Here is a 16,619-nt window from a genome sequence, read left to right as displayed (position 1 = left end):
CCGCTGAAAGCATCTAAGCGGGAAACTTGCCTCAAGATGAGATCTCACTGGGACCTTGAGTCCCCTGAAGGGCCGTCGAAGACTACGACGTTGATAGGTTGGGTGTGTAAGCGCTGTGAGGCGTTGAGCTAACCAATACTAATTGCCCGTGAGGCTTGACCATATAACACCCAAGCAATTTGACTACTCGAAAGAGCATCAGATTGCGGTGTGTGAAGACGAAAATGGACCGAAAGTTCGACGCTCACAAAACACCGAAAGCTATCACATACCCAATTTACTGAAACGTCGAAAGACGCTTCGGTACCCGAATTTCTTGACGACCATAGAGCATTGGAACCACCTGATCCCATCCCGAACTCAGCAGTGAAACGATGCATCGCCGATGGTAGTGTGGGGTTTCCCCATGTGAGAGTAGGTCATCGTCAAGATTAAATTCCAAAACCCCTATCTGCGTCTGCAGGTAGGGGTTTTGTTTTTGTCCGCGGGAAAAATTGCACACGGTTATTCAGGGGTGCCAGTGCGAAATATCCCCTGACATTGAAAGTAATCGCCCTGGAAACTCCTCCTTTACTCTGGTTTCGCAGACCACTGATCTGCAGTCACCAGCAATCGCAAGGAGCGAGCAATGTATTTTGAGATTTACAGGCAAATCCGCGGCACCGTCCTGACTGGCAAGGGCCAATGGCGTTGGCGGTTGAGGGCTGGCAATCATGAAACGATTGCCAGCGGGGAGGCTTACGTCAACAAGGCTGATTGCCTGCATGCAATCAGTTTGATCAAGGGGACCTGCGACCAGACCCCGATCAAGGAAATGTAGTTTGAGGATGATGAAGTTGCTCGTTCAGGGCAGCTTCGTTTCAACCCGCGTCAGGCTGTTGGACCTGAGTCGGATAGACGGCAGTCGCGCCAGCTACCTAAACTGTCAGCAGATTTGGAGATCGGGGGCAGTGGATGAATCGCAACGAACTACGCAAGGCGGATATCAACCTGATGGTGGTATTCGAAACACTGATGCTCGAGCGTAATGTCACTCGGGTGGCGGAGAAGCTGTTTCTCGGTCAGCCGACCATCAGTTCGGCGCTCAACCGCTTGCGTGCAATGTTCAATGATCCGCTGTTCATACGCGTCGGCCATCGCATGGAACCGACAGCGCGGGCAGAGGAGATCATCAAGCATCTGTCGCCGGCGCTGGACTCCTTGTCCGTGGCCTTGAGTCTGACCCATGATTTCGATCCGGCCAGCAGTACGATGACGTTCCGCATCGGTCTGTCCGACGATGTCGAGTTTGGCCTGTTGCCGCCATTGCTGCGAGTCTTGCGCCAGGAAGCGCCCAACGTGGTGTTTGTGGTGCAGCATGTCGATTACTGGCGAATTCCCGACTTGCTGGCGTCTGGTGATATCACGGTGGGTATCAGCCAGACCCGTGGCTTGCCGGCCAATGCCAAGCGCAAGTTGCTGCGGCACATCCATCCCAGCATATTGCGCGCCGATGCCTCCGACACACCGCTGACCCTCGATGAATATTGCGCGCGACCACACGTGCTGGTGTCCCATACCGCCAACGTCAGTGGCTATGCCGACGAGTGGCTGGCAGATATCGGTCGCACGCGCCAGGTAGTGCTCTCGGTACCGCAATACAGTGCGTTGCCAGCCTTGCTCGCCGGGACGGACCTGATTGCCAGTCTGCCGGATTACACCGCCGAGGCGATGGCTGCATCGGGAATGCTGTTCAAGGAGCCCTTTCCGATCAAGACGCCGACTCTGGACCTGTCCATGGTCTGGCTCAGTCATGTCGATACCGACCCTGCCGAGCGCTGGTTACGCTCGCGCCTGGAAGCGTTCATGAGTGAACGTGCCGTTTTGCCACTGCCCTAATGAACAGGGCGACGCTGTGTTATATGTACGACCTGCCCAACTACTTACAGGATCTGACTCATGCCTCACCTGCACATGGAATACACCGCCAACCTGACTGATCTGAATGCCGATGTGGCATTGATGCGGTTGAACAATACGCTGGTGGGTTCCGGTCAGTTTGCCGAATTCGACATCAAGAGCCGCGCGGTCAAGGTCGATACGTTCAGGGTCGGTACGGTACTGGCCGAGCGGGCGTTCGTGCATGTGAAACTGGCGCTGTTGAGTGGTCGTTCCGCAGAGATCAAGAAGCAACTGTCTGAAAGCCTGCTGGCGGTGGTGCAGGAGCTTTGTGAGTGGCCGACTGGCGTTGAAGTCCAGCTGTGCGTGGAGACTCTTGACATCGATCGCGATTCCTACAGCAAGACCGCCATCAGCAACTGAATATCAGGCCGTTGCCTGCTCGACGCCGGCCTGGATCACCTGCGCTCGTAGCCAGGTGTTGGCGCTGTCCTGATCCGCGTCCTGGCTCCACTGCATGTCGAGGGTGAAACCCGGCAAGCCTTCGGGCGCTTCACAGTGATTGAAAGTGTCTGTGTTGGCCAGAAGTTGCTGGATGCGCCGGGGCAGGGTCAGGGCATAGTCGGTGCCGGTAATCAGTTTCAGCGCTGCACTGTAGCTGTTGGCGCGTGCGACGATCTGGCGCTGTTGTCCTTGCTGCGCAAGCCAGCCGTCGACCATGTTGGTGGCGGACGTCCAGGGTGTCGGGAACACGTGTCGACGTTCGACATAGGTTTGCAGACTCAAGCGCGGTTCCGCCGGCGTGGCGCGTTTGTCGAAAACACACACCAGATCGTCTTCGAGCAGCGTCCGGGATTTGAAGTCGATGTGACTGCGATGAAAGTGCGGGCCGAAGCACATCACCAGGTCGAGGCTGCCTTCGCGCAACGCTTCGGCAGGGATATCGGCTTCGAGTTTGAACACATTGACCATCACTGGAAGATCGGCGAGGTCGAAGCGTTTCAGCAGGCGCGGCAGGATCAACTGTTCGAAATATTCCGGTGCGCAGATGTTGAAGGTCACGGGTTTCAGCCCGGGGTCGAACGTGGGTGGGCCGGCGTGACACAGGTTGATGCTTTCCAGGACTTTCAGCACGTGAGGGTACATCGTGCCGGCCTTGCAGGTGGGCTGCATGCCACCGGTGCGGGTATTGATGAACAATTCGTCCCCGAAACAGGTGCGCAGTTTTTTCAGGCAGTAACTCACCGTGGACTGGCTGACGCAAAGCGTCTCGGATACGCCGGTGACGCTGTTTTGCTCGTACACGGCGACGAACACCATGAGGTCCTGCATGTCGAGTTTTCTAAGCGAATTACTGTTCAGCATCCATTGCGTCTCGCTGCGTCCCTTGCACTGACCGTGCGCAAGGATGAGCGAAAGATCCTAGCGGAATGAGCGAGCAGGGAGAATGCCTTGCAGGACGTTTCGCCCAGGCCCGTGTCAGCCCTGGACCATCGCCGACACGGCGCGGCGGCTGGACATCAACAGCGCGAACATGCCGAGGCCGACCAGCACCGCGCCGGCCATTTCCAGCGGCAGCGGCGTCTGGCGCCCCCACAGCCAGTGAAACAGGGTGATGAACAGCGTACTCAGGTAGATGTAGGAAATCACCGAGGACGGCGCGATCACGCCGATGGCCCGATGCAGCAGCCAAAACGTCGCCAGGGTGGCGAATACCGCCAGGTACATCAGCCAATAGAAATCGTTGAGCGTCAGTAATGATGCCGAGCGCCAACCGCCACTGAATCCACAGAACACCAGCAGAAACAGCGCACCGAACAGCATGTTCCAGAACGTCATGGGCACCGGCCCACGCCCCTTGAGGCTGTTGGCTTTCAGGCGCTGGCTGAGAGGGGCGTAGAGTGCCATCGCCAGGCAACCGACGCCGTACACCGTCAATGCATACGGCGATGGCAATTCGTCGGGGCCGGTGCCTTTCATTATCAGCAAAACCGCCCCGGCAGCGGCGAGCAGCATCGGCACAATCCGTTGTTTCAGGCTGCCGTCAGGTGTCAGCACGGCTTCGAAACCCAGGGTCATCAGCGGCACCAGCGTAAACATCGTCCCGGTATTGACGGCCGAGGTGTAGCGCAATGCTTCGAACAGCGAGCCGAAGTACAGCGCCAGCAGCAGGCCGAGCACCGCGTGACCGAGCAGCCCACGAGCGGTCATGATCGCATCGCCTTTTAACAGCAACAGCGGCAGAAACACCAAGGCACAAAACAGCAGGCGCAAACCGGTCAGCAGGATCGGGTCGATGGCCTGGCTGACTTGCGCCGCCGCGGAAAACGACGCGGCGATCAACAAGGCCCAAAGCAGCATGCTGGCGTGAGCGGCGGCGAAACCGATGGTTTTCATGGCAGGCTCCGGATCAATGGATGTGGCGGGTGTAGTGTCTTGGGTTGAAGCGAAAAACCATCAACATCATCAGTGCCATGACCGCTGTCAGCGACCACCAGGCCCATTCAAAGCTGCCGAGCCGGTCGCGGATGATCCCCGCCAGCAGCGGCGACAGGCCGGCGATCAAGTAGCCAATGCCTTGAACGAAGGCGGTCAGGCCACCAGCGCGCAAGGGATTGTCCAGGTGATCCAGCGATACGATCAGGCTCATCGGGAACAGGCCGCCAATGCCCAGCCCCAGCAGGCATGGCCACATCAAGCTCAAATGTTGTGGGCTCAGAATCAATCCGCAGAAACCGGCGATGATCAGTACAAGCAATACCATCAGCACGACACGGCGGTCGCGGCTGCGATTGGCGATGACGGGCGTCAGCAGGCCCGACAGCACTTCCATGGCGGTCAGAAATCCGAGCAGCAATCCGGCGTGCTGCTCGCTCCAGCCCTTTTCCACGTAGTACGGCGCCAGCCAGGCCAGGACACAGGTGTAGGACGCAGTGCACAGGCCAAAGAAGATCGCGAGTAACCACGCGCGGGAATTGGCGAAGAACGAACCATTACTGGAAGCCTTTGAATCCCGTGTCGGCATCTCCGCCCGTTGGGTACCCCAGAGCAGCAATGCCAGCACGGCGAGAATCGCCCAGATCGCCAGGCCCATACGCCAGCTGCCGGTACGTTCCATCACCAGTGGCGCAAAGGAAGCACCCATGGCGGCACCGCCCATGATCGACGTGACGTAGAGTCCCATACACAGGGCGACATTGTCGCTGAAGCGGGATTTGATCAGCGCTGGCATCAGCGCCTGGATCAGGGCTATCCCGATACCTGCCAGTACCGCGCTGAGAAGCAGCTCCGCAGCTGAATCAAGGAGCAACCGCGAAAGCGTGGCCACGCCGATGATCAGCAACGAGAACACCACCGTGCGCTGGTCGCCGAATCGCTGGCTGACGTGCAGGCCGACAAACATCGCCAGTCCCATGGCCGTCACTGGCAACATGGTCAGCAGTGAAGCCTGGCTGAAGCTCAGCGCAATGTTGTCGCGAATCGCCGAGAGCAGAGGCCCTACCGCGGCCATGGAAGGGCGCAGGTTCAGGGCAACCAGGACAATGCTGAACATGAACCAGAGGGCAGGGCGGGAAGTGGCTCGGGTGTTTTCCATGATCGGACCTTGAACAGTAGGGTTCCGATTAGGCGCGCGAGGCCTGGAGGCGGCAAATCAGAAATTCCGACGAAGTATTTAGAAATTAAATATAAGTCGCAGCCAAATGTTTAGTCAGGCCTTATCCAAGGTTCTTCAAATCCCGATTTAACGACTCAACCCATCGTGTGACGCTGCGGGTCATCTGTTTTCTGCGGTTCTCTCTATGGACGGTTGGCCAGTCGTAATCCACTTCAAGGCATCCATCGACGCTCGAGCGTCGAGCCTTCTTCGTCGATTCACGCCCGCCACTGCGCCAAACCTCTCTGCACTTCCTTCTGAACTGGCCTTCTGGGCGCTGTGGCATTGCCGCCATGCGCGCCCGCCGGATTCCTGCTTTTTCCGCTGATTGTTCCTACCTATTCCGCTTGATGCCGGGATTAAAGTGCGGGTGCTTTTGCGTACCCGTCTGACACGGAAAAAGAGAATTCCCATGAGTTGTGCCACGACCTCGTTTGCCACCAGGCTTGAAGCCCAGACATTTCTGGAGCAGAACCCGGACATTGAAATGTTCGAACTGTTCATCCTCGACAACAACGGAGTACCGCGGGGCAAGCTGCTGCATCGTGACGAGTTGCTGGCGGTGTATGAAAGCGGACGGCCATTGCCGAGCACCATCCTCGGCCTGACCATCAATGGCGATGACGTGGAGAACTCCGGGCTGGTCTGGGATGTGGGTGATATCGACTGCCGGGCCTACCCGATCAGCGGCAGTCTCACGCGCATGCCGTGGCGTCTGATACCGACGGCGGCCGTGCAGGTCAGCATGCATCCGACGGAGGGAATGCCCGCCACTATTGCCGATCCTCGTCATTTACTGGCGAAAGTCGTCGAAGGTTTACAGGCTGACGGCTATTACCCGGTCATGGCAGCGGAACTGGAGTTCTACCTGCTGGATCAGCAACGCGACAGCAATGGCCGGCCACAACCGGCACGGGATGTCGATGGCGGGCGTCCGCGCGGCACTCAGGTCTATGGTTTGCGCGAGCTTGAGCAGATCGAACCGTTCCTGGCCGATCTCTATAACGCCTGCAAGCTCCAGGGGATTCCAGCGCGCACGGCCATTTCCGAATACGCGCCGGGGCAAGTGGAAATCACCCTCGAACATCGCACCGACGCGCTACAGGCGATGGATGAAGCGGTGCGCTACAAGCGTCTGGTCAAGGGGGTGGCGCACAAGCACGGCATGACAGCCTGTTTCATGGCCAAGCCTTTCGATGACCTGGCCGGCACCGGGATGCACATGCACGTGAGCCTGGCGGACAAGGATGGCAACAACCTTTTCGCCAGCGAAGCCCCGGATGGAACGCCACTGCTCAAGCAGGCCGTCGCAGGCATGCTCAGTACCTTGCTCGATTCGCTCTTGCTGTTCTGCCCCAACGCCAACTCCTACCGTCGATTCCAGGCCAACAGCTATGCGCCACTGGCGGCCACCTGGGGCGTGGACAATCGCACCGTGAGTTTGCGCGTACCGGGCGGGCCGGCATATTCCCGGCACATCGAACATAGGATCTGTGGCGCAGATGCCAATCCTTATCTGGCGGCTGCGGCGATTCTGGCCGGTATTCATCGCGGTATCCGCGAACAACTCGACCCTGGTGCGCCGGTGGAAGGCAACGGCTACGCCCAGGCTGCGAGACTGTTGCCGACAGACTGGCTGACCACCTTGCGATCGCTGGAAGGTTCGAGTTGGGCCAAAGAAGCCTTCGGCGGGGAATTCCTCAGTGTCTACCTGGCGGTGAAACGCGCCGAATATCGCCAATTCATGGGGGAGGTCGGTGAGCAGGACTGGCGCTGGTATTTGCATCAGGCTTGAGTCGAAGCTGTACCGGAGCTGAACCATTCTCAAATAGTCTGGAAGTATCAGGCTGGTTTATAAGCCAACTGATTGTTGGCTTCTTTTTCACGAAAAATTGATGGTTGGCTATCTAAAATTAGAGCTGTCTCGGTAAATGAAATTTTCACATTTGCCGAAGACACTTTTTCAGGACCCGCCGAATCTCATGCTTAAGATTAAAGCCGTGCGCCCCGAATGGGTGACACTGATTGCCAGCGCATTTTTGTTAGTTGGCTTCAATTTTGTACTCTGGCAGCACCTGTTCGAAATCACCGCATCCGACGGCAAAGGCATCGTCATGCGTGTGGCCTTTGGGGTGATGATCTTCGCGGCCTTCAACATTGTGCTGACCCTGCTGGCATTCCGGCCGGTGCTCAAGCCGGTCCTGACCCTGCTGTTCATGATCAGTGCGGGTGTGGCGTATTTCATGAGCCAGTATGGTGTTCTGATCGACACCGGCATGTTGCGTAACTTCGCTGAGACCAATGCTACGGAAGTGCGCGACTTACTGTCGCCAAAGTTGTTTGTTTTTATTGTGCTGCTCGGTGTTTTACCGTCTTGGCTGTTGTGGAAGACACCGGTTAATTATCGTCGCTGGCACCGTGAACTACTCAGTAAAGTTTTGGTGACTTTTGCCTCGGCAGCGGTCATTGGTGGTGTTGCACTGGTTAACTATCAAGGTCTGTCTTCGCTGTTTCGCAATCACCACGAGTTGCGCCTGATGGTGGTGCCAAGCAACTACATTGGTGCCTCGGCTGGTTTCTTGCGCGAGAAAGTAGCAACTGCACGGCAACCCTTTGTCAAAATCGGTGAAGATGCCCAGCGCAATCCGGCCTGGCAGACGCATGGGCGTAAATCCCTGACGGTTCTTGTCGTGGGTGAAAGTGCCCGGGCGGAGAACTTCGGCATCCTTGGCTATAGCCGTGACACCACGCCGAAACTGAGTAAGGAAGACGGCCTGATCGCCTTCACCGATGTGCATTCCTGCGGGACTGAAACCGCCGTATCGGTGCCTTGCATGTTCTCCAATATGGGGCGCAAGGACTACAACGCCAGCAAGGCAAAGAACGAAGAAGGCCTGCTGGATGTGCTCAAGCATGCGGGTCTCGACGTGATCTGGCGTGACAACCAGTCAGGCTGCAAAGGTACGTGCGATCGCGTCACCATTCAGGACGTCAGCAATCTGAAAGATCCGGCGCTGTGCGCCAACAGTGAATGCCGCGATGAAATCCTGCTGCAGGGTCTGCAACATTTCATCGATACCCTGGACAAGGACACAGTATTGGTATTGCACCAGATGGGTAGCCACGGTCCGGAGTACTTCAAGCGTTATCCGAAAGAGTTCGAGCGCTTCACCCCGGTTTGCGAGAGTAATGCCCTGAACAATTGCAGTCGCGAAAGTATCGTCAACGGCTACGACAACACCCTGGTATATACCGACCATGTACTGTCGACCTTGATCGATCTGTTGCGCAGTAACCAGGACAAAGTGGATACCGCGATGCTGTATCTGTCGGACCACGGCGAGTCCCTGGGTGAATACAACTTGTTCCTCCACGGCACGCCTTACATGCTGGCACCCGAGCAGCAAAAGCATGTAGCCATGTTTGCGTGGTTCTCCGACAGCTATAAAAAGTCGTTTGCGGTAGATACCCGTTGCCTGCAACAGAATCGTGAAAAGCCCCTGAGCCAGGACAACTTGTTCCATTCGATGCTTGGCCTGCTGGAAGTCAACAGCAAGGTCTACAACCAGGATCTGGACATGTTTGCCGGATGTCGTGGTCCAGTGGTCAACGGTGTGTTGGCCAAAGATTGAGTGCACAGGTTTTGTTTCACACGGCGGCCGCTGACTTGCGGCCTGTAGAACTTTCATCAAGAGCCATTGCACATGTCCGCTCAGCCTCCATCCGCCATCGAGCTTGAGATTGCCCGGCGCTACGACCAGGAGCACGCGCGCGTCTGCCTTCAGCCGCAAGCGCCGGGTCTGGCCGGGCGTCTGGCGCTCTGGCGTGAGGAGCGTCTGGTGCGCAATGCGCTCAAGGTCGCCGGCGAGCCGGGCCTGATCCTGGATGTGGCCTGCGGTGTGGGGCGTTTCTGGTCGGTGCTGGCCGAGCATGCGAATCGGGTGATTCTCGCGACAGATCCATCTCAAGACATCCTTGATCACGCCCGCACCCATCACCCTCAGAGTTTGTTGAAGCGGATCAAGACCTTTCAAAGCTCGGCGTTCTCGATTGGCTTGTCGGAGAACGCGGTTGACTGCATTTTTTGCATGCAACTGTTTCAGCACCTCACCAACCCGGAACATCGTCTGGCGATGCTGGGCGAGTTTTACCGGGTCAGTCGCGATACGGTGATTGTCGCGGTGCGCCTCGACGGTCGTTTCAGGGGCGCGCGTTCAGGCGTGGAAGGGCCGTTGCCGAGCAAAGCCGAGGTGGAAAGCGAGTTCAGGCAGGCGGGATTCCGCTTGTTGAGCCATCAGGACCTTTTGCCGGGTTGCGCGCGGATGCGGATCTACGTGCTGGGTAAGACCAGCTAGCCCGACGTTGTCGGACTATTCTGTATGTCACGCAGTAATTTTCGCTAACGCTCTTGTTCAGTGGATGCGCGGAAATCGCCGGGGGCGATATATACTGCGCGCCATTCTTCAAGGGAGAGCCGTGTGGCCATCGATATTCACTGGATTCGCGACAACGATAGCCTCGGACGGTTGTGTGCCGAGTGGCAGCAGTTGCCATTCGTTGCCCTCGACACCGAATTCATGCGGGTCGACACCTTCTACCCGATCGCCGGCCTGCTGCAGGTCGGCGATGGCGAACGCGCCTACCTGATTGATCCACTGACCATCGATAACTGGCAACCACTGGCCGCGCTGCTGGAAAACCCGGCCGTGGTCAAAGTTGTCCACGCGTGCAGCGAAGACCTCGAAGTCTTGCTACGCCTGACCGGCAGCCTGCCGGCGCCACTGTTCGATACGCAGTTGGCTGCCGCTTACCAGAACCTCGGTTTTTCCATGGGTTATTCGCGGCTGGTGCAGGAAGTGCTCGGCATCGACTTGCCCAAGGGTGAAACCCGTTCCGACTGGTTGCAACGTCCGCTTTCCGAAACACAGATCAGCTATGCCGCCGAAGATGCCGTGCACCTGGCTGAAGTCTTCGTAAAGCTGCGGCCAAAGCTGTCTGACGAGAAGTACGCCTGGGTCCTGGAAGACGGCGCCGAACTGGTGGCCAACCTGCGCCGCGAGATCGATCCGTACGAGGTCTATCGCGATGCCAAGCTGGCCTGGAAGCTGTCTCGCGCCCAACTCGCCGTTTTGCGTGAGCTCTGCGCCTGGCGCGAAAAGGAAGCCCGCGCGCGTGACCTGCCGCGCAACCGGATTATCCGCGAGCATTCGTTGTGGCCGCTGGCGCGTACGCAACCGGATAACCTCGGTGCCTTGGCGAAAATCGAAGACATGCACCCGCGTACCGTGCGTCAGGACGGCGAGTTTCTGCTTGATCTGATCAAGCGCTCTGGCAGTGTGTCGCCTGATCAATGGCCACCAGCCGTGCCTGAGCCATTGCCGGTGGACGCTGCCGTGCTACTCAAACAGATGAAAGCCATCGGCCAGGCCGAAGCCGAGCGCCTGAACATTGCGCCGGAACTGATGCTGCGCAAGAAAACCCTGGAAGCGCTGCTCAAGAGCGGCTTTCCCAATGGTCCCTACCAATTGCCTGATTCGCTGCGTGGCTGGCGCCGCGAATTGATGGGCCAGGCGCTGCTCGACAGCCTGGCCACCGCCGGAGAACAGCCTTGAAACGTATTTGTTCCATCTACCGCAGCTCGAAGAAAAACGAAATGTACCTGTATGTGCTCAAGAGCGATGCTCTGGAACGTGTGCCGGATCCCCTGATGGCAGCCTTCGGCAAGGCCATCCACGCGTTCGATCTGGTGCTGAGCCCCGAGCGCAAACTGTCGCGCGAGGACATCACGGTCGTGCTGGAAAACCTCGACAAACAGGGTTATCACCTGCAAATGCCGCCTGCCGAAGACGAGTACATCGAGCACTTGCCGGAAGAATTGTTGCGTCGCAACGATCCGGTGTGAGCGGCAGACAGGCTCTGTTCAGAGTGGTTATGAAACACTGATTGATTTTTGCGATGGCAGCATCGACGGAGCACCGCTCTGTCGGCGGCCGTCTGTACCGTTTTTGAAAGGTTTGAAGCATGCGCGTCCTGATTGCTGAACACGACCACCCCGTGTACGCCCAACTGTTACGCGAGGCGGCACCGGACCTGGAGGTGCTGACCAGCGGTGATTCCGCCGAACTGGCCAGCCAGGCCGCCGATTGTCCGGTGTGGCTCGGCCAGCCAGATTTGCTGGCGACCCTGTTACGCCAGGGCCATCAACCGCAATGGCTGCAATCGACCTGGGCCGGCATCACGCCGCTGCTGGCCGATGGCTTGCCGCGGCACTATCGGCTGACCCGTGCCGTCGGCATCTTCGGACAGGTCATGGCCGAGTATGTGCTCACGTATATGCTCGGTCACGAACGTGAAGTGCTGGCGCGACTGGTCAGCCAGGTCGAGCGCAAGTGGGACAGCCGCCATGGCCAGAGCCTGGCGGGGCGCAAGGTGTTGATCGTCGGCACGGGTGATATCGGTCAAAGTGTCGCGCAGTTCCTCGTGCCGTTCGGCGTCGAGTTGTATGGCGTTGCCAGCAGCGCGCGGGAACAGGCGCCGTTTATCGAAGTCGGATCAATGGCGGATTTGCCGCGGCTGGTCGGTGAAGTCGATTACGTGGTCAATCTTTTGCCGAACACGCCGGACACCCACGATATCTACGACGCGACGCTGTTCAAGCAATTCAAGCCGACCGGGTTGTTCATCAACGCCGGGCGCGGTGTGGCGGTGGTCGATGCGGATCTGGTGGATGCCTTGAAGGAAGGGCATCTGGCGGGTGCGGTGATCGACGTGTGCCGTCAGGAGCCGTTACCCCAGCGTCATCCATTCTGGACAGCCTGGGGCCTGCTGCTGACCGGCCACAGCTCGGCACCGACTTCGCCTTCGATGATGGTGAAGCTGTTTGTCGAGAACCTGCGGGCGTATCAGGCGGGAGAGGCGTTGCGCGGGGAAGTGGATTTCGATCGCGGGTATTGAGGCGCAGCGAAAAAAGATCGCAGCCTGCGGCAGCTCCTACAGGATTATGTGAACTCCTGTAGGAGCTGCCGCAGGCTGCGATCTTTTGCTGTTAGAGGGTGAAATCACCTTCAGCCGCCAACTCGCTCAATGGACGACGCGGGCTGGGTTCTTCACGGGCTTGCAGGTAATCCGCCAGGCTTGCCTTGTCCCCAAGCTTGCCCACCGCGACGGCGGCGTGCAGGGCGTAGCCTTCAGGAATGTTCAGCTCCTTGCGGGTCAGTTCCTGGTCGAAACCGGCCATGCCGTGGGTGTGCCAACCGCTCAGGCTCGCTTGCAAGGCCAGGTGACCCCAGGCGGAACCGGTGTCGAAGGTGTGCCACAGGGCCGGGGTTTCTTCGGTGGCGCCAGGCACGGCGAAGGTGGTTTTCGAGATCACGATCACCAGGGCCGAAGCATGTTGCGCCCAGCTGCGGTTGAATTCGTTCAGCAGGCCCAGGTAGCGCTCCCAGTTCGGCGTGTCGCGACGTGCGTATAGGAAGCGCCAGGGTTGCGAGTTGTAGGCCGAGGGTGCCCAGCGGGCGGCTTCGAAGAAGCTCAGCAGGGTTTCCTCTGGAATCGTTTCGCCAGTGAAGGCGCGGGGCGACCAGCGATCGGTGAACTGAGGGTGAATGGCGTAATCGGCAACGCGTGGGTTGGCACTCATCAAGAGATTCCTTGCTACGTTTGAAAGTGGGAGCGACGCAAAACCCTACTTGGCAGCGCAAAATCTGACAAGCCCGTTCTACCGACAGTCGCCAATGCTTGGCCCGCGGGCTTTCGGGCACTAGACTGGCTGCCTTTTCACCACCTGATGTCGATGCTCGAACCATGGCCGCCAAAGTAGAACCGTTCTGGATACGCAAAACCCTTGATCAACTCGATCGGGAGGAATGGGAGTCGCTGTGCGACGGCTGTGGATTGTGCTGCCTGCAAAAGCTTGAAGACGAAGACGACAACAGCGTTTATTACACGCGCATCGCCTGCAAATTGCTGGACCTGAAAACCTGCCAGTGCACGGACTATCCCAACCGTCGTGACTCTGTGCCGGACTGTATCCAGCTCACGCCGGGCAAGGCCGACGAATTCAAATGGCTGCCGCCGACCTGTGGCTATCGCCTGGTCAGCGAAGGCAAGGACCTTCCATTGTGGCATCACCTGGTGTGCGGTGATCGCGATGCTGTGCATCACGAGCGGATTTCCCAGTCCGGGCGCATGCTCGCCGAAGGCAGCGTGCCGGAAGATGATTGGGAAGATCACCTGATTTTCCGCGCGGGCTGACGGCCGAACGTATAACGTTTCACGAAGGAGTGTGTATGGCTGTGGGATGGCGGCAGGCGTGGGTCGTTGGACTACTGGTCGTGAATTCACCCGTATGGGCAGCGAACAAAGTCAATCTGGATTATCACGTACACCTGTTGCCCCAGAGCGATCAGGCCGAAGTGCGCCTGACGCTCGCCCAGGGTTCGGCGGTGCGCAGCCTGGATTTCGACCTCGGCGACGGCAGCCACTACAGCGATTTCAAGGCCGACGGCCAATGGCAACTGACCCCTGGCAAAGCGGCGCGCGGTATCTGGCGTCCGACTGCCGACAAGGCCAGCCTGATTTACCGTGTGAATATCAGCCACGGGCGCAAGAGCGGCAGCTTCGACGCGCGCATGACGCCAAACTGGGTGTTGATGCGCGGCGACGATCTGGTGCCGGCTGCCAGACTCGATCAACAGGATGGCATCGAACTGGTTTCACGCCTTGAATTCGAGCTGCCCGGTGACTGGAAAAGCGTTGAAACCGCGTGGCCACGGATTGGCCAGAACAAATTCCGTATCGATAATCCTTCCCGACTGTTCGACCGGCCCACGGGCTGGATGCTCGCCGGCCAGCTTGGCAGCCGCCGTACTCGTCTGGGCGAGACCGAAGTCACCGTCACCTCGCCGCTGGGGCAGGGTATGCGCCGTATGGATGTACTGACCTTGCTGAGCTTCGTCTGGCCGCAAGTGCAGGCGCTGTACCCGCGACACCCTGGCAAACTGCTGATCGTCGGGGCCAATGATCCGATGTGGCGTGGCAGCCAGTCGGCGCACGAGTCGATCTATCTGAACAGTCACCTGCCGTTGGTCAGCGAGAGCGGCTCCAGTGCGCTGGTCCGTGAGTTGGCCCAGATGTTCGGGCGGATCAACGGCACCCAGCGCAGTGACTGGATCAGCGAAGGCTTTGCCGAGTATTACGCCATCGAACTGATGCGCCGGGCCGGCGGCATGAGCGATGAACGCTACGAGAGCGTGCACGGCAGACTGGTCAAGAGCAGCCAGAAAGTCACCACGCTGCGCGGTGAACAGATCAGCCCGGCGCAGGTGACCAGGGCAGTGGTGTTGCTGCAGGAACTGGATCGCGAGATTCGCCTGAAAACCCACAACAAGCGGTCGCTGGACGACGTGTTGCGCGGGGCGATGCAGCTGGGGAATATCGATACCCAGGCGTTTGTTCAGCTCAGCGAGAGCGTGATCGGTGGTTCTTCAAAGGTACTGAGTACCGAGTTGATTCAGTAAATCCGCCTTCGCTGGCAAGCCAGCTCCTACATCGGTTTTGTGAACGGCATGTAGGAGCTGGCTTGCCAGCGAAGAGGCCAGCAGCCTCACCAAAACTTTTGTATCAAACCCCGGCCTTCGGCGATTTCAGCGAATCATTGCCGGTAACGGTCGCGGTTTTGGTCGCCGCCTCGGCATTGGCCTTCAACTGGCTCAGTTCTTCACCCGCCCGCTGGATTTTCGCCCGCACGTTGTTCATGTCCTGACGGCTTTTCTCCAGCAGGCTTTTCGCCGAACTGTGGCCGGTAATGCCGCGCGCCAGGGCCACGCCGCCGATGGCCACCTGGATCAGGCCAAAGATCCCGCCACGCCGCAGGCCCTTGCCCACCATCACCACGCCGCCGGCCAGGGAGCCGATGCGTTCCCAGCCCTGCACGTTTTGCTCGGAGGGGCTCTGGAACGGGGTGGATTCGATACGCTCGACGCGTTTGAGTTCGCTCATGGTCTGTCTCCAGGCTTGGGTGATCGATAGTCAAGCTGACAGCCAGGGCGGGCAGCTCGTTCAATCGGATGTGCGGCGATTAGCGGAATTTTGGCCCGGAGCGGGTATTGAGCCCCTTGGACATGCGGTCGTAGAGCACGACGTTGACCGTGGCGGCCAGGTTCATGCAACCGGTGGTCGGAATGTAGACCACGTCTTCGCACCAGTCGCGAATCTCTTTATCCAGCGATCCGTCTTCCGGGCCGAAGATGTAGAGCGCGCGATCCGGGTGGGTGTATTCCGGCAACGGGCGAGCGCCTTCGACCAGTTCCACGGCGACCGGCACACAGTTGAGCGGCAGGATTTTCTTCAGGTCGTCGATGCCGATCAGTGGGATATCGTAGTGCACGCGCTTGGTATCGGTGACGAAGTCGGCGGCGCGCTCATAGCGCTTGCCGGTGTAGAACACCGACGCCACGCCATAACAGCCAGCGGCGCGCATCACCGAACCGACGTTCTCCGGTGATTTGGGGTTATACAAACCAATGCAGCTGTACCGTTTGTCTGCCACGAGCGGGGTGCCTTTCGGGAAAAAAGCGCGATTATACGGGGATTGGGCGGCAGCGAGGGGGTTGAAAGGCAAGATCAAAAGATCGCAGCCTGCGGCAGCTCCTACAAGGTATACATCGAATGTAGGAGCTGCCGCAGGCTGCGATCTTTGCTTTTAATCTTCTTTCTTCATCAATCCCGCCAACGCCGCAAACGGATTGTGCGTGGCCTTGGCGATTTTCGGCGTGCTGAGGGAGCCTTCGTCGAAATACTGCTGGTCGGTATAACGCGAGTGTTCGTTATCGTGGCAGTACAGGCACAACAACTCCCAGTTCGAGCCGTCCTGCGGGTTGTTGTCGTGGTTGTGGTCGCGGTGGTGCACCGTCAGTTCGCTCAGGCGCTTGCCGGAGAACTCACGGGCGCAGCGGCCGCAGACGTGCGGATACATCTTCAGGGCCTTGTCGCGGTAGCCCATTTCCTTGTCGCGCTGGTTGTCGGCGAGGATGCGATCCAGCTTCGAAGTGTTGGTCGGGGTGGACGAACTCATGGGTTCACCTTT

General features: G+C 58.6%; 18 protein-coding genes and 2 rRNA genes. 13 read left to right on the top strand and 7 right to left on the bottom strand.

Annotated elements, in window-relative coordinates; genetic code table 11:
• From AC1DWG_RS23305 to AC1DWG_RS23285, 5 genes are all read left to right on the top strand, one after another.
• Positions 1–163, top strand: a 23S ribosomal RNA gene (locus AC1DWG_RS23305); the annotation flags it as partial.
• A gap of 152 nt (positions 164–315) precedes the next feature.
• Positions 316–431, top strand: a 5S ribosomal RNA gene (gene rrf, locus AC1DWG_RS23300).
• Positions 432–628: 197 nt separating this feature from the next.
• Complete coding sequence (locus tag AC1DWG_RS23295; RefSeq protein ID WP_477762606.1) at positions 629–820, top strand: YegP family protein; 192 nt, start codon at positions 629–631, stop codon at positions 818–820.
• Positions 821–954: 134 nt separating this feature from the next.
• On the top strand, positions 955–1,878 hold the full coding sequence (locus AC1DWG_RS23290) for a LysR family transcriptional regulator (protein WP_477762605.1): 924 nt from the start codon (positions 955–957) through the stop codon (positions 1,876–1,878).
• A 60-nt stretch (positions 1,879–1,938) separates the two neighbouring features.
• Positions 1,939–2,301, top strand: coding sequence for a 5-carboxymethyl-2-hydroxymuconate Delta-isomerase (locus AC1DWG_RS23285; protein WP_477762604.1), 363 nt, complete (start codon positions 1,939–1,941; stop codon positions 2,299–2,301).
• Positions 2,302–2,304: 3 nt separating this feature from the next.
• On the opposite strand, the gene AC1DWG_RS23280 is transcribed toward AC1DWG_RS23285, so the two are convergent.
• From AC1DWG_RS23280 to AC1DWG_RS23270, 3 genes are all read right to left on the bottom strand, one after another.
• Complete coding sequence (locus tag AC1DWG_RS23280) at positions 2,305–3,243, bottom strand: LysR family transcriptional regulator (protein ID WP_477762603.1); 939 nt, start codon at positions 3,241–3,243, stop codon at positions 2,305–2,307.
• Positions 3,244–3,357: 114 nt separating this feature from the next.
• A complete protein-coding gene (locus tag AC1DWG_RS23275) occupies positions 3,358–4,275 on the bottom strand; it encodes a DMT family transporter (protein WP_477762602.1) in 918 nt (305 codons plus the stop codon).
• Positions 4,276–4,288: 13 nt separating this feature from the next.
• Positions 4,289–5,473, bottom strand: a complete 1,185-nt coding sequence (locus tag AC1DWG_RS23270) for a cyanate transporter (protein ID WP_477788399.1) — start codon at positions 5,471–5,473, stop codon at positions 4,289–4,291.
• Between the two features lie 472 nt (positions 5,474–5,945).
• Here AC1DWG_RS23270 and AC1DWG_RS23265 point away from each other — a divergent pair, with 472 nt between their 5' ends.
• From AC1DWG_RS23265 to AC1DWG_RS23240, 6 genes are all read left to right on the top strand, one after another.
• Positions 5,946–7,328: a glutamine synthetase family protein gene (locus tag AC1DWG_RS23265; protein ID WP_477762600.1), complete on the top strand. Its 1,383-nt coding sequence runs from the start codon at positions 5,946–5,948 to the stop codon at positions 7,326–7,328.
• A gap of 187 nt (positions 7,329–7,515) precedes the next feature.
• Positions 7,516–9,165 carry a phosphoethanolamine transferase gene (locus AC1DWG_RS23260; RefSeq protein ID WP_477762599.1) on the top strand — a complete coding sequence of 550 codons (1,650 nt, stop codon included), beginning with the start codon at positions 7,516–7,518 and terminating at the stop codon, positions 9,163–9,165.
• 72 nt (positions 9,166–9,237) lie between these two features.
• Positions 9,238–9,888 (top strand): class I SAM-dependent methyltransferase, encoded by a 651-nt coding sequence (locus tag AC1DWG_RS23255; RefSeq protein ID WP_477788398.1) that lies wholly within the window; start codon positions 9,238–9,240, stop codon positions 9,886–9,888.
• 123 nt (positions 9,889–10,011) lie between these two features.
• Complete coding sequence (gene rnd, locus AC1DWG_RS23250) at positions 10,012–11,145, top strand: ribonuclease D (RefSeq protein WP_477760743.1); 1,134 nt, start codon at positions 10,012–10,014, stop codon at positions 11,143–11,145.
• The gene (locus AC1DWG_RS23245) at positions 11,142–11,435 is read left to right on the top strand and encodes a YcgL domain-containing protein (RefSeq protein ID WP_477760744.1); all 294 of its coding nucleotides are present in this window, start codon (positions 11,142–11,144) and stop codon (positions 11,433–11,435) included. Before rnd ends, AC1DWG_RS23245 begins: the two co-directional genes overlap by 4 nt.
• A gap of 119 nt (positions 11,436–11,554) precedes the next feature.
• Complete coding sequence (locus AC1DWG_RS23240) at positions 11,555–12,487, top strand: D-2-hydroxyacid dehydrogenase (protein WP_477762598.1); 933 nt, start codon at positions 11,555–11,557, stop codon at positions 12,485–12,487.
• A gap of 91 nt (positions 12,488–12,578) precedes the next feature.
• On the opposite strand, the gene AC1DWG_RS23235 is transcribed toward AC1DWG_RS23240, so the two are convergent.
• Positions 12,579–13,172 (bottom strand): nitroreductase family protein, encoded by a 594-nt coding sequence (locus AC1DWG_RS23235; protein ID WP_007984791.1) that lies wholly within the window; start codon positions 13,170–13,172, stop codon positions 12,579–12,581.
• Positions 13,173–13,336: 164 nt separating this feature from the next.
• Between AC1DWG_RS23235 and AC1DWG_RS23230 the strand changes: the two genes are divergently transcribed.
• Together AC1DWG_RS23230 and AC1DWG_RS23225 are read left to right on the top strand one after the other, a co-directional pair.
• Positions 13,337–13,786 carry a YcgN family cysteine cluster protein gene (locus AC1DWG_RS23230; RefSeq protein WP_108218518.1) on the top strand — a complete coding sequence of 150 codons (450 nt, stop codon included), beginning with the start codon at positions 13,337–13,339 and terminating at the stop codon, positions 13,784–13,786.
• Positions 13,787–13,821: 35 nt separating this feature from the next.
• On the top strand, positions 13,822–15,051 hold the full coding sequence (locus AC1DWG_RS23225) for a hypothetical protein (protein WP_477788397.1): 1,230 nt from the start codon (positions 13,822–13,824) through the stop codon (positions 15,049–15,051).
• Positions 15,052–15,154: 103 nt separating this feature from the next.
• Here AC1DWG_RS23225 and AC1DWG_RS23220 read toward each other — a convergent pair whose 3' ends face one another.
• From AC1DWG_RS23220 to AC1DWG_RS23210, 3 genes are all read right to left on the bottom strand, one after another.
• Positions 15,155–15,532 (bottom strand): YgaP family membrane protein, encoded by a 378-nt coding sequence (locus AC1DWG_RS23220; protein WP_015096372.1) that lies wholly within the window; start codon positions 15,530–15,532, stop codon positions 15,155–15,157.
• Between the two features lie 79 nt (positions 15,533–15,611).
• Positions 15,612–16,082 (bottom strand): RNA methyltransferase, encoded by a 471-nt coding sequence (locus tag AC1DWG_RS23215; RefSeq protein WP_007993783.1) that lies wholly within the window; start codon positions 16,080–16,082, stop codon positions 15,612–15,614.
• Between the two features lie 153 nt (positions 16,083–16,235).
• On the bottom strand, positions 16,236–16,607 hold the full coding sequence (locus tag AC1DWG_RS23210; RefSeq protein ID WP_007898702.1) for a YajD family HNH nuclease: 372 nt from the start codon (positions 16,605–16,607) through the stop codon (positions 16,236–16,238).
• Positions 16,608–16,619: the final 12 nt, after the last annotated feature.

This window comes from Pseudomonas sp. P4_B3, from assembly GCF_056402295.1.
The sequence above is the reverse complement of the archived record's forward strand: the minus strand, read 5'-3'. Positions and strand labels throughout refer to the sequence as shown.

Bases quoted from the DNA above. Each gene is read 5' to 3' on its own strand.
- AC1DWG_RS23295 (WP_477762606.1), top strand. From the start codon at position 629: ATGTATTTTGAGATTTACAGGCAAATCCGCGGCACCGTCCTGACTGGC.
- AC1DWG_RS23290 (WP_477762605.1), top strand. From the start codon at position 955: ATGAATCGCAACGAACTACGCAAGGCGGATATCAACCTGATGGTGGTA.
- AC1DWG_RS23285 (WP_477762604.1), top strand. From the start codon at position 1,939: ATGCCTCACCTGCACATGGAATACACCGCCAACCTGACTGATCTGAAT.
- AC1DWG_RS23280 (WP_477762603.1), bottom strand. From the start codon at position 3,243: ATGCTGAACAGTAATTCGCTTAGAAAACTCGACATGCAGGACCTCATG.
- AC1DWG_RS23275 (WP_477762602.1), bottom strand. From the start codon at position 4,275: ATGAAAACCATCGGTTTCGCCGCCGCTCACGCCAGCATGCTGCTTTGG.
- AC1DWG_RS23270 (WP_477788399.1), bottom strand. From the start codon at position 5,473: ATGGAAAACACCCGAGCCACTTCCCGCCCTGCCCTCTGGTTCATGTTC.
- AC1DWG_RS23265 (WP_477762600.1), top strand. From the start codon at position 5,946: ATGAGTTGTGCCACGACCTCGTTTGCCACCAGGCTTGAAGCCCAGACA.
- AC1DWG_RS23260 (WP_477762599.1), top strand. From the start codon at position 7,516: ATGCTTAAGATTAAAGCCGTGCGCCCCGAATGGGTGACACTGATTGCC.
- AC1DWG_RS23255 (WP_477788398.1), top strand. From the start codon at position 9,238: ATGTCCGCTCAGCCTCCATCCGCCATCGAGCTTGAGATTGCCCGGCGC.
- AC1DWG_RS23240 (WP_477762598.1), top strand. From the start codon at position 11,555: ATGCGCGTCCTGATTGCTGAACACGACCACCCCGTGTACGCCCAACTG.
- AC1DWG_RS23235 (WP_007984791.1), bottom strand. From the start codon at position 13,172: ATGAGTGCCAACCCACGCGTTGCCGATTACGCCATTCACCCTCAGTTC.
- AC1DWG_RS23230 (WP_108218518.1), top strand. From the start codon at position 13,337: ATGGCCGCCAAAGTAGAACCGTTCTGGATACGCAAAACCCTTGATCAA.
- AC1DWG_RS23225 (WP_477788397.1), top strand. From the start codon at position 13,822: ATGGCTGTGGGATGGCGGCAGGCGTGGGTCGTTGGACTACTGGTCGTG.
- AC1DWG_RS23220 (WP_015096372.1), bottom strand. From the start codon at position 15,532: ATGAGCGAACTCAAACGCGTCGAGCGTATCGAATCCACCCCGTTCCAG.
- AC1DWG_RS23210 (WP_007898702.1), bottom strand. From the start codon at position 16,607: ATGAGTTCGTCCACCCCGACCAACACTTCGAAGCTGGATCGCATCCTC.